The sequence below is a fragment of the Kordia sp. genome (genome assembly GCF_050633145.1).
In the GTDB taxonomy this organism is placed as follows: Bacteria; Bacteroidota; Bacteroidia; order Flavobacteriales; family Flavobacteriaceae; genus Kordia.
This window is the reverse complement of sequence record NZ_JBOEFY010000106.1, coordinates 1-11381: the sequence shown is the minus strand read 5'-3', so window position 1 is coordinate 11381 and position 11381 is coordinate 1. Positions and strand designations below refer to the sequence as shown.

13 protein-coding genes and 1 pseudogene are annotated in these 11381 nt (G+C 32.5%); 6 read left to right on the top strand and 8 right to left on the bottom strand.

Annotation, left to right across the window (positions count from 1 at the left end):
• Window positions 1-215 precede the first annotated feature (215 nt).
• Genes ACRBBL_RS27365 through ACRBBL_RS27340 form a run of 6 tightly spaced genes read right to left on the bottom strand, consistent with a single transcriptional unit; the run spans window position 216 to window position 3649 of the window.
• The gene (locus ACRBBL_RS27365) at window positions 216-563 is read right to left on the bottom strand and encodes a 2TM domain-containing protein (RefSeq protein ID WP_431372293.1); all 348 of its coding nucleotides are present in this window, start codon (window positions 561-563) and stop codon (window positions 216-218) included.
• A gap of 10 nt (window positions 564-573) precedes the next feature.
• Window positions 574-924, bottom strand: a complete 351-nt coding sequence (locus ACRBBL_RS27360) for a 2TM domain-containing protein (protein ID WP_431372292.1) — start codon at window positions 922-924, stop codon at window positions 574-576.
• A complete protein-coding gene (locus ACRBBL_RS27355; RefSeq protein ID WP_431372291.1) occupies window positions 924-1262 on the bottom strand; it encodes a 2TM domain-containing protein in 339 nt (112 codons plus the stop codon). The genes ACRBBL_RS27360 and ACRBBL_RS27355 overlap by 1 nt, the downstream gene beginning before the upstream one ends.
• Window positions 1249-1599, bottom strand: coding sequence for a 2TM domain-containing protein (locus tag ACRBBL_RS27350; protein ID WP_431372290.1), 351 nt, complete (start codon window positions 1597-1599; stop codon window positions 1249-1251). Before ACRBBL_RS27350 ends, ACRBBL_RS27355 begins: the two co-directional genes overlap by 14 nt.
• Window positions 1599-2960, bottom strand: a complete 1362-nt coding sequence (locus ACRBBL_RS27345) for a 2TM domain-containing protein (protein ID WP_431372289.1) — start codon at window positions 2958-2960, stop codon at window positions 1599-1601. Before ACRBBL_RS27345 ends, ACRBBL_RS27350 begins: the two co-directional genes overlap by 1 nt.
• 56 nt (window positions 2961-3016) lie before the next feature.
• Window positions 3017-3649, bottom strand: a complete 633-nt coding sequence (locus tag ACRBBL_RS27340; RefSeq protein ID WP_431372288.1) for a hypothetical protein — start codon at window positions 3647-3649, stop codon at window positions 3017-3019.
• Window positions 3650-4125: 476 nt separating this feature from the next.
• Between ACRBBL_RS27340 and ACRBBL_RS27335 the strand changes: the two genes are divergently transcribed.
• A complete protein-coding gene (locus ACRBBL_RS27335; RefSeq protein ID WP_431372287.1) occupies window positions 4126-4593 on the top strand; it encodes a hypothetical protein in 468 nt (155 codons plus the stop codon).
• Between the two features lie 99 nt (window positions 4594-4692).
• Here the strand turns inward: ACRBBL_RS27335 and ACRBBL_RS27330 are convergent, their stop codons facing one another.
• A complete protein-coding gene (locus tag ACRBBL_RS27330) occupies window positions 4693-5079 on the bottom strand; it encodes a hypothetical protein (protein ID WP_431372286.1) in 387 nt (128 codons plus the stop codon).
• A gap of 86 nt (window positions 5080-5165) precedes the next feature.
• On the opposite strand from ACRBBL_RS27330, the gene ACRBBL_RS27325 reads away from it, so the two are divergent.
• The 3 genes from ACRBBL_RS27325 to ACRBBL_RS27315 all read left to right on the top strand — a co-directional run bounded on the left by ACRBBL_RS27325 (window position 5166) and on the right by ACRBBL_RS27315 (window position 7293).
• Window positions 5166-5630, top strand: coding sequence for a hypothetical protein (locus ACRBBL_RS27325; protein WP_431372285.1), 465 nt, complete (start codon window positions 5166-5168; stop codon window positions 5628-5630).
• Window positions 5631-5701: 71 nt separating this feature from the next.
• Entirely contained in the window at window positions 5702-6673 is a 972-nt protein-coding gene (locus tag ACRBBL_RS27320; RefSeq protein ID WP_431372284.1) for a hypothetical protein, read from the top strand.
• A gap of 164 nt (window positions 6674-6837) precedes the next feature.
• On the top strand, window positions 6838-7293 hold the full coding sequence (locus tag ACRBBL_RS27315; RefSeq protein WP_431372283.1) for a protease complex subunit PrcB family protein: 456 nt from the start codon (window positions 6838-6840) through the stop codon (window positions 7291-7293).
• Window positions 7294-7373: 80 nt separating this feature from the next.
• Here the strand turns inward: ACRBBL_RS27315 and ACRBBL_RS27310 are convergent, their stop codons facing one another.
• Window positions 7374-8681 carry a phosphatidylserine decarboxylase gene (locus tag ACRBBL_RS27310; RefSeq protein ID WP_431372282.1) on the bottom strand — a complete coding sequence of 436 codons (1308 nt, stop codon included), beginning with the start codon at window positions 8679-8681 and terminating at the stop codon, window positions 7374-7376.
• Between the two features lie 286 nt (window positions 8682-8967).
• On the opposite strand from ACRBBL_RS27310, the gene ACRBBL_RS27305 reads away from it, so the two are divergent.
• Both ACRBBL_RS27305 and ACRBBL_RS27300 read left to right on the top strand, forming a co-directional pair.
• Window positions 8968-11025: a tetratricopeptide repeat-containing sensor histidine kinase gene (locus tag ACRBBL_RS27305; RefSeq protein WP_431372281.1), complete on the top strand. Its 2058-nt coding sequence runs from the start codon at window positions 8968-8970 to the stop codon at window positions 11023-11025.
• A gap of 35 nt (window positions 11026-11060) precedes the next feature.
• Window positions 11061-11381, top strand: a pseudogene (locus ACRBBL_RS27300) (hypothetical protein); the annotation flags it as partial.

The following is an 11381-nucleotide window of genomic DNA, read 5'->3' as shown; positions in this document are numbered from 1 at the left end:
GATTCTTTAACACTTTTTTATTTCACATTTATAATTTCATAATACTTCTCGATACAATTTTTCTTCATTTTATTTCGAAAAACCATTCGAAGTGACGTTTAATAAAAATCTACATCAGTTACTTAAATGTAAGACTTAGTTTCAACTTCCTCACAATAGTGTTTCAAAATACTTTTACATTTAAAATTTATAATTCAACATTTATAATTTCAAAGCTATTCCCAGTTTCGTCTGTCGTCTGACATGTATTCTTTAATTTTTCGTTCTTCCCATTTTCGTCCTAATAATAGATCTGGTCCAAAAACGCCAGCTGCATGAAATACAATTCCAATTCCCCAGAAAAATGCTGTTGAGAAGTGTCCAAATTTCCAAAACGTTTCGTCTTTGTCTAAGTTGAGTGCAATCATTGACAAGATAAAAACATTAACGATGATATATGATGCAAAATGTCCGTAAAAACCTTTTAGCTTTTCTACTTTTTTTCGAGCGCGCATGTACGCTTCTTCTTTGGTATAATCTTGTTTATAATTGTTTGAGTCTATATTTGATGGTAATTTTTCCATAACTATTCTTTTATGAGTTCTGCATACGAGTTTCCTCCTCCATGTATTGTTTAATTTTTCGTCGTTCCCATCGAGATCCAAAAATGCTCACCGAAGAAAACACATTTATTGCTTGAATTAAAAGGAAAAATCCCCAAATAATCCATAAGGTATACGTATTGCCTTCGGAAAGTGCTTGTTTGAATGACAATCCATCTTCCATAGATTCCCAAATTATACGCCCCGACACAAGTAAATTGATCGTAATATAAATAGCAAGATGTTTATAAAAACTTCGTAACGACTCTACTTTTCTCTGCGCTTCTAAATATGCTTCTTTTTTAGAAGCACGATGCATAGCTGTATCTTTTTCGTTATTCATTAGTCCCAGTTTTTTTGTTCGTCTTTATCCATGTATTCTTTTATCTTACGCTCTTCCCATCTTTTTTCTAGTATTCCATCTTTTATAAAAATATTATATGCGTGGAATGCTAATCCAATTCCCCAAGCCATCCAAACAATGAAGGTTCCTAAGTCATAAAATGCTTCGTCAAAAGTTTCTCCGTTGTCTAAGTTTCTTGATATTTTTTTTATACTGATGTACAAGTTTACACAAACATACACTAGTAAATGAATATAAAAACCTTTAATGTCTTCTACCTTTTTTTCTGCGCGTAGATATCTTTCTGTTTTTTCACGATTTTGGCTATCTGTATCCATTCTCTCTACTTTTTCGTTCGTCTTCATTCATAAATTCTTCTATCTTACGTTCTTCCCAACTTCTTCCTAATATTCCTTTTTTCACAAAAACATTAAATGCGTGAAATGCCAAGCCAATTCCCCAAGCTAACCATACGCTATAATTTTCAATATCAGACAAAGCTTCTTGAAACGTATCTCCTTTATCAATATTCTCTGTTATTTGTCGATAGCTAATAAATATATTGATACAAATATATACTACTAAATGAATATAAAAACCTCGTATTGATTCTACTCTTTTTTGTGCGCGTAAATATCTTTCTTCCCTTTCACGATCTTGATTATTTGTATCCATTAGTTCCATCTTTTACGTTCTTCTTGTTCCATGAACTCCTGTATTTTACGCTGTTCCCAATTTCTTCCAAAACGTCCACTTTCAAAGAAAACACTCATTGCGTGAAACGCTAATCCAATTCCCCAACCAAATATTGGAAACCAAAACCAATGGAATTGTGGGACTGTTTTTAGGTTGATGAATATTAAAAACGGAATGACTAAACAGTAGGATAATAAGTTATAATAAAACTCTTTTAGTTTTTCTACGTGTTTCCTCGCTTGAAGGTATTTATCATCCAAATCAGTGTTATTTGGTGCTATTGTTTGATTTCTCATGACTTCTTTTTGTTTTGTTAGCATCGGAATTGCGATTTGAAAGTCCGATGTAGTTTTGTTAATGTATACTTGGCGCTGTGTGAGTAAATCGTATCGCTGTCGGATGTTATTTAAACCTACGCCACTACTCTTTTTTACAATTTGTTTTTCTTGAAGATTGTTTTCAATGATTAAATTGCCTCTATCTTCATATATTTTAATCTGTAACGGTTTTGATGGCGTTACCATATTGTGTTTTACAGCATTTTCTAGTAATAATTGTAATGACAATGGTACTACTTTACTTTCTGGATTACTTGCTGTTTCTGGGGCTTCAAAAATGATACTGTCTTCAAAACGCATTTTCAGTAAACTCATATACGTTTTGGCAAATTTTAATTCTTCATCAACCGTAACTAATTCTTTATTTTTTTGTTCTAACACATACCGATATACTTTCGAAAGTCCGGATGTAAATTTCTGCGCTTGACGCGGATTTTCATCAATTAAAGAACTCAGTACATTTAAACTATTAAACAGAAAATGCGGATCTAGTTGATTTTTTAAGGCATCAAACTGTGCAGAAGCTGTTCCTGCAATTATTTTTTGTTCGGTAACTTTCTTTTTTTGTAATTCTTTATAGAAATAAAACGCATGGAAAAATACCGAGAAAAAAATGGTCACTAAAAGAACATTAAAATAATACGATGGGTTTTCTGCTGTAATAAACTCTTGATAGGTATGTCCTTCTATAGCTACTTCTTCTATAATTCTTACTAAAAAAACAGTAAATACGGTTATGACAATAGATCCTATAATTCCAATAAGCAGTCGGTAACGTTTTAATGCTTTAGTCCATACAAATCGGCTATTTAAGTAATCAAAATAATACGAGTTTACAATACTTATCGGGACAGCATATAAACAATACATTCCCAGTTTAATTAATAATTTTTGATCAAAATGTATAGTTCCGCCTCCAAAATAAATAAACAAAAGGTTTACCCCACATAAAATAAATCCTATGACAATTCCGATAAATATAATTTTATAAAACTCTTTCATTACTGTTTGTTTTGTTGGCTTCTATCAAATATACTAAGGTTTTTTTAACGGTGTTGTTAGTTTTTACATTCTTCTACCAACTTTGCTGCGCGTTCTTTTCCCCATTGTGGACTAAAATCGTCTTTCGTTGTTTCCGCTTCAAAAAGTGTTTTTGCTCTTTCTAGTTCTTTACAAAATGGTGCTGTATCTTTTCCGAAATAACGTGCGCTTCCTATGTCCCACTCCGTTTTACTTAGTACAACTCTTGGATTGTCTTTGTCTATTGCATACGCTTTCGCGTAGATTTCACTCACTTTTGGTGCATATTGCATTCCATACGTTGCACCATCATAGGCTACCCAAACGGTGTATAACATGGCTTGCATAATCATTATTTCTGGATTGTTTGGTGAAATGCTTGTTGCATGATCTATTTGTGCTTGTGCTTTTTCTAATTGTTGTGCCAATTTGCTTTTGTCTTTGATTGCAAATCCTCCTATAATGTTGATTTGCGCTGCATAATACGACGGCAACCATTCGTTTGGTGATGCAGAAGCTATACGTTCAAATAAATTTGCAGCTTCTGTGCTTTTGTTTTCTTTCCATAACGAAAAAGCTTTCTCCATTCCTTTTTCATATTTTGTTTGTGCATTTACTGTGGCAATACTTCCGAAGAAAATTAAACTTAAAATTAATACGACTTTTTTCATTGTGTGTTTTTTTGATGATTTGATTTTTTTACTAGATTTTTCAGATGATTGAAAAAATAAATTCGATGATGATGAATGCGATACTGATCATTTTTTGATTGATTTGATTGATTGATGGTTCAAATATCCAATAAACTACCTGTTAGAGAAAAAAGAAACTACCGAATTGTAATTTTTTAAGGATGAATTGTCGTTTTGTTGTTTGTTGTGAGTTTTGTCGCTTTGCTCCTGTTGTCAGTTATCGGTTGTGAGCTTGCTTCTGAGCTTTCCTTTTTTGTTTGTTCGTTTGTCGATTCGTTTACACTGAGTCTGTCGAAGTGTTCATTCGTTATTATAACATCTAACACGTAGTTTGAAACTTCTCTATACTAACATCTCAACACTCATTTCTATATAATGCAATCTCCCTACAGTTAGGTATTTCCTAGCGTTGTGAATTTGGTACTTTTAAACTGCTTAACCGAAACACTTTTTACATGCAATTTTCATCAATCTTAGAATACTTTATACCTATTACCGTGTACTTTTTACTTACCTACAATTTTTTGGCTACCATACTTTTCTGCTTTAAAAAAGAACTCTTAACAGAAAAGAAAAACATTCGAGTATTTCAACAATTTTTATTAATCTTTATTTTTATTTGTATGATTATTTACCATAACACCGCTACAAACACAACACCACGATTGTCCATTACTCCTTGGATTTGGGGCTTTTTATCAGGACACATTTTTATTACACCCAAAAAACGTTGGGTTAACGAATTATTAGGCTTGGGAACTTTACTTGCTATTACTATTGTGCTCTTTTTTAAACAAACAGAAATCGTTCAAGTATTTACGACACTCGATGTCGCAGTCATTACTACTACAGTTTACCTTGTATATATATGCGTAGGCTTTGTTTTAGGTGCTTTTCTTTGGTCTAACTCTTTAAACAAATAAGATGGTTATTTTATGCAAATGGATTTTTTTAGCGAGTCAGTGGATTTCATCTTGTTTGTAAGGTGAATTATGTATGATACAAATTAATAAATCAAAATCTCAAACAGTCTTTTCAGTATCCAATGCTAGTTTCTCTAGTCTCTCTTTGTAAATTATCATACAGATGATACTAAAAAGAAAGTTAATTCCCCATGGGAAAATAAAATACGGGAATTCAATAATTATCATTGGACACGTAAGTATGGAAGGAAATAGAAATGCTGCTTTTTTCTCCCATTTTTTTGAATAATCAGGAATGGTAAAGTAAATTGTATATATAATTATGCTTGCTACTGCCCAAATAGCAACCAAAATGTAAACCATTTGAATTTCGCCTGTTCTATCGCCTATGTTGATTTTTGCAATCATCCAAGGAAGCAACACATTCAATAACAGCGCTACAAAATAAAAATTTCGGACTAATCGTTTTGCTATTTTTTGCTGCATATAGGTTTCGAATTAATTTTGCTTAAAGATACTTTATTTTAGAAAATGTATATTTTTAACCTTACATTTTTAAAACATACAAACTTTTGAAAAACTTGACATTTTCCGATATTAAAAAATTACCTGTTCAAGTAATACTAGTAACTCTCTTTAATGTTATTCAAACACTACTTATTTTATATATTCTCATTATTGTATTTCCTGTAGGCTGGTGGCTAGGTATTATTGCTGTACTTTTAATGACCGTAAATTATTTTTTATTGCTCGGTAAAAAAGCTGCTTGGACACTATTATCACTATGGTATATTGTTCTCACTGTTTCGATTCAATTCTCGACGGAAACGCTTAATTTTTGGTTTGATTTCTCGTATGGATTTAGTTATCTTTCTATTGGTCTAGACTTAGGCGAACAAAAAATAAGAGCAGATGTTGTATCATTAATCATTTTGATTGTTCACTTTTCTTCAAGAAAATATTTTAGACAAAAAACAGTCATTGATGAGATTGATGAGATTTCTGGAGAAGATACTCAAACAGATGATAAAGTATAGAAAGCATTTTCTTTTACAACAGATATACTATTTTTACACATATATTAACTAAATAAGATTACATTTTCACAATGAACACACACACTTTTCGCCTATTGCTAATTACAATCATGATTCCTTTTATCGCTATTGGACAACAATTTTTAGATGTCAACGATAAAAATGAAGGATCTGTAAAACCAATGATTCAAAAAGACAAAGCATTGTATCACTATTCAAAGCTTACAACATTGCCTTTTGAGAATGATTGTTCTCCAGAATTAAGTGAAAAAGAACTTGCCAAATGTGCAGAAAGTCATTTGCGAAAAATGATTTTTAAAAATTTAGATCTTTCTAGAGATTTCAAAGGAAGTGCGTATGTGTATTTAACTGTTACTACAGAAGGAAAAATCACTAATATCTCTGCGACGAATTTTCCTAGAACTTATGATCTTTCAGATGATTTTATCAATTCTGTTCAAAAGCTACAGGTAAAACCAGGAACGGTTGAAGGCAAGGTTGTCAATACACGTTTGTGGACTTCTTTTAGTTTTCCTTCCTCTTCTAAAGAATTATTATCGGAATCATTAGCAAAGATGAGATCGGATGAAAATCCTACTTATGAAAAGTATGAAGCGTTACTTTTTGATGCTGCGCAATATGTGTTTGCACTTCCTGTATTTGAAAAAGGTAGAGAATGCAATGCAGCTTTTAATATTGTTCGCTTTTGGATGGATGTAGATACTGAAACTGCAATTCCCCTTGGAGGAAAGTTTTATGAGACTTTAACCAATAATCAGAAGTTTTTGTATGTGATAGCCGTACTAAAATATCAATTGGAACAGAAACATTATGAAGGACGTATGGTGTTTTGTAATCCAAAAGGCGATAATGTAGACAAACAGAAACTCCGAAAAGAGATCAAAGAAGTACAACTAGAAGCAGCAAAAATTCTATTGACTTACATGTCTGACGAAGAAAATAATGTTCGTATGAAGTCCAAAACTAAAAAGTTTTATAAAGCAATGAAGAAAGGTAAATTGAAAGAAAAACTTTTTGACTAAAAACTAGCTATTTTAACAAATACACACGCAACCTTTTTTTAAACGTTGTATCTTACTAGTAAACTATTAACAACCGATATTATGAAACGAGCATACTAAAAAGTTTCTCTCCCTAGGAAATGATTAATAGCGAACAACATGTAACCGATAAAAACAATAAACACATGAAAAATTACGTCATTCTTTTTTTGCTTTCCCTATTTGTATATAGTTGTAGTTCTGATGATGATGCACCAACGATGTCTCCTGTTGAAACCACTTTAATTGGCAAAGGAAATTTGTATGGCAGTTCTTCGCAAGGAGTTGACCAACAAAACATTGTTATTAATACCACAACTGATTGGGACAACCTTATTTCACTTTTGGATGCTGAGAATAATGTTTCGTCATCTTTTACAGAAACTGATATCGATTTTACAAATTTCACTGTAATTGTTGCTATTGACGAAGTAAGAGGAAATGGCGGTCATGATTTAGCTATTGACGTAAATTCAAACGCACAAAATATAGTTGTGACTGTTACGGATCTTATTCCAGAAGGAGCTGCAACAACCGTAATTACACAACCGTATCATATTGTGAAAATTTCTAAAAACACTTTACCAGTCATTTTTGAATAGAAACAAAGAATATAAAATACAAACGCCACAACATAACAGTTGTGGCGTTTTGACTTTAATTTCGAGGCTAAAGTCTATGCTTATTTTACATAAATAGCTGTTTGTCCGTATTGGAAGTGAATTGGCACATGTCCAGGATCTCTTTTATACATGTATAATTCTTCTTGTGGCTTTTCAAATAGCATGATAATATCTGATCCACCGAATCTGAATTTTCCAAATTCGCGTCCTTTTACAACAGTATCGCCAACTCCAATTAAGTTTTCTGCTGGAACACCTGCTGGCGGATTGTCTTTTGCATACATCATTACTCCAGAAACTTGCGCCATTCCGATAGGAAGAATTGCTACTTTTCCAACTTTTTCTCCACCATCAACAATGACTAATCCACGTGCTTGATTAAATTCGTATCCATCTCCTGCTCCATCTGGCGCGTCCCATTGCCCATCAATCATTTTTACATTCAAAAATACATTTCCGCTAATATCACTTATTTCCAATACTTCTCCACTTACTGGTGTATGGAAACGGTGATAATCATACGGTCCTAAAAAGTAATGTACAAACGTTCCTCCATAAAAATCACTTGCATATTGGCTATCTTTTAGTAATTCATTTACCGTTCCAATAGCGTGCGTATTCTTCAATCGAGCTTCTGTAACTTCACCACCTTTTTCTAATACATTTCCTTCTGCATCAATTTTATAATCTTCTTTATACGTACAATCTGCTGGCGCAACTACAGTTCCGTTATCGTCTGGTGCTGCAATTGGGCGTAAAGGTGAAATTCCTGTTACGGCATCTGCTCCATTAAATTCTCTGTAAAAGAACTCATTAAACGTAGTCCAACTAGACGCATTTTCTGCATATAATGGATAGTTATACATTGGGTTGTGCTTGAACGAATACAAACTTGATTTAGTCAATGATGCTGTTGTATCAAGGAAACTTCCCCAAGCTTTTGCAAACTTCACTAACCAATCTGCAAATTCTGGAAAACTCTGCATTGTCAAATCGCTATCAGGTATTTTCTGATCTACCAACCAATAATATTGACATAATAAATCGTATACTTTTTGGTTGTAACCATTAGACGTATCTGTACTTTTCCATGCATTTGGATAATTTGGATCATCCTTCTCATCAGGAACCAAACATACATACATGTCTAAATAATCGTAATAACTTTCAATGGTAATTGGCCATGCATTCCCATGGAACTCATCATTATACGCATTGTATAAATCTGAATTTAATTTCGTTTCTGCAGAAATTCTCGCTGCGATCAACGAAGCATTTAAGGTAATTTTCATTGGTGGATTTGCATCAAGTAATTTTTTTAACTCTTGAACAACTTCACTGTGGCTATGAACTGAGGTATTTTTCATTGTAAAAAGGTTTAGTTTTATTTTACTCAAATATAAAAGCAAAATTCATGATCCTTTAACGTAGTATTGTCCTAATTTAAAAAACACGTAGATTTGCGTGATCGGATTTTATGAACGTCTTAGATAGAATTCTTTCAGATTAAAAACCAATAGAGTTTCTCGCCAGTAAAAAAGCATTAAAGCTACAGAATATACGTATTGATACTAAGATTCTCAGTGCCGCTACTTATTTCACAAATAGTGCTGCTAAGGTAATTTTGCTATCTCCATGTTATATCTCTTTTTTATGAAAACGTTACGATTTCTGACCTACTCCAAAAAAATTAAAACACTTTACTTTGGTATATTGACGTGTGCGTTTTTAGTAAGTAATACGCTAAAAGCTCAGAATTCAGAACTAGCACAAACTGTTGTACAACTTAAAACTAAAGTAGAAAAAACACAAGGCAGTGAAAAATTAAAATGGATGGATAGCCTCTCAAGAGTCATGCATTCAACTAAAGCAAAGGAATATGAAGTTTTTGCAAAACAAACTATTCAATATGCACTGGAACAAGATTCAATACGACTGGCATTAATTCATTCCTCTAAATTATTAGACCATCTTTCCGTGAGCTTAGGACAAATCGAGTATGCTCAAAAAATGTTTCATGAATTAATCCCTAAATTCCCTAAAAACAATCACTATTCAGCGTTAGGAAATTTTTATTCGGAAGGAGCATCTACCTACTTAATGTCTGGTCATTTTGAAGAAAGTTTGGTGTACTTGGAACAAGTTCAAGAATTTGCGCTTAAAGCTAAAGATACTGTCCTTTTAGTGAATAATAAAGAAGATTTTGGGCATGTATTTTCTATGATGGGTGATTTTCAAAAAGCATCTGATGTAATACTGGAAGCTATTCAATTATATTCAACACTTAATCCAAAAGGAGCTGGTTATATCAAAAGAGGTCTTGCTATTTTATACTCACAAAACGGATTACAGACCGAAGCAAAAAAAATACGTGAAGAAGTAGTTGATTTTGCAAAGGGTATTAAAAATAATTCTCTAGTTTATACAGCATTTTACGATCAAGCTTTTGATGAAATGCTACATGGAAATCCTCATGAGCGACTTCGATATTTAGATTCGGCAACAGTGTATAATAAACACTTAACAGATGAGTATTATCTGCTAGAATTGTCAATTGCTAAGTTGGGAGCATATTCCGAAAATGGGTTTATCCAAAAAGCCAAGCAAGTCAAACAACAATTAGAAGAACGCTTAAAAGATACAAAAACACCTAATCTTCCTGAGTATAATTTGGCCATGGGACAGTATGAATATGCGGTTGGTAATTATGCGGAAGCTGCTATTTGGGGAGAAAGAGAAAATGAAGCGCTAAAAGGTTCAAATTTTTACGAAGGCATCTATTTGGTCAATGAGTTCTTGTCCAAAGTATACAATCGTTTGGGAAATCAAAAGCGAGCTTATCAATATTTAAAAGTATCCAGTAATATAAAAGATTCCATAGAAAGCGTTCAAAAAGCCAATGGTTTCTCCTACTATCTAACCTTGCTTGAAACGGAGAAAAAAGAAGCAAAAATCGTTGTACAGGAATCTGAAATTCAATTATTAAATGCTCAAAACAAGACAAAATCGCAACTTATCCTATTTGGCGGAATGAGCTTGGTAGCTATATCAATCATTACATTTTTAGTGTATTCATGGCAATTTAACCGTAAGAAAAGAAAATTACAAACGGAGTTCTCTCAAAATCTTATCAAAGAAAGAGAAGATCAATACTCGCATATCTCCAGAGAACTTCATGATAGTGTCGGGCAGAAATTGATGTTACTTGTTAAAAAGGTTCAAAAGACTAAAGAAGAGGGTTTAAATGCATTGGCAAAAGAATCATTACATGAAATCCGTACTATTTCTCATGGACTTCATCCTGCAACACTTAGACAAGCCGGAATTTCGACAGCTATCACTTCAATGGTTCATCAATTAGATACAAATACCGATATTTTTTTCACACTTAATATCGATAATATAGACGGTATTTTAAATCCTGAACAGGAGCTGCATTTATATCGTATTATACAGGAATCACTTAACAATATAGTAAAACACTCAGGAGCTAAAGCTTCTAGCATTAAGGTAGAGAAAAAAGCCAATACGATATACGCCATTGTTAGTGATAATGGAAAAGGCTTTGATTTTTCTGAAAAGATAAAAAAAGGTACTTTAGGTATGAAAACACTTTTGGAAAGAGCCAAAATCATTGGTTCTAAATTAAATGTCAGTAGTATGAATCAAAAAGGCACCAAAATAGAACTGACAGTTCCTTTAAATCACTAAGTGTTTGTTATTTTTGTGTACTTAAAAAAACAGGAATGATTACCGTTCGTAACGCAAATTTTAATGATATTGAAGCAATAGCCAAACTTGGCACCACAACTTTTTTAGAAACTTATTTGCCTAATACACCAAAAGACGCTGTGGAATCTTTTGTGAAAAATGCTTTTAATATTGATACGTTAACGGCGGAATTTGATAATCCGAATGTTCATTATTTTATGATTTTTTTAGATGAAACACTCGCAGGATATTCTAAAATTGAACTCAATGTACCTAATGAATCTGTGGAAGCAACTCAGTTAACCAAACTCGATCGTTTTTATGTATTGAAAGAATTTCACGGAAAAAAATTAGGT